Genomic DNA, 301 nt, shown 5'->3' with positions numbered 1-301 from the left:
GCTTTTCGGAAAGAGTATCAAATATTTCAAAAACGCAATCCTGCGTTTTTTCTTTCAGCACGAAAATAAGCATTAGAGAGCAGTTCCGAAAGAGCATAGTTAAGAAAGCTTGTTTGCTATTACCACGTCCGCCTTCTACAGTGTCTAATTCTACAACAGATGTTTCGGGAGCTTTTTTAATTAACTCTTTAAAATCATCATAAGTCCTGTTGATGCGAAATTCTCTGGCAGCCAGACTTATTCTGGTAGGTGTTTTCCTTTCTTTGCACTTATAACGAACGCGTCGTCTCAAATCAATGTT

General features: G+C 37.9%; 1 pseudogene. It reads right to left on the bottom strand.

Going from position 1 to position 301, the window contains the following annotated elements:
* Positions 1-292 (bottom strand): annotated as a pseudogene (locus tag AB8U03_RS18055) (IS30 family transposase); the annotation flags it as partial.
* Positions 293-301 lie beyond the last annotated feature (9 nt).

The sequence above is a fragment of the Clostridium moutaii genome, from assembly GCF_041205085.1.
Classification (GTDB): domain Bacteria; phylum Bacillota; class Clostridia; order Clostridiales; family Clostridiaceae; genus Clostridium_B; species Clostridium_B moutaii.
This window is presented reverse-complemented; position numbering and strand designations above follow the sequence as displayed.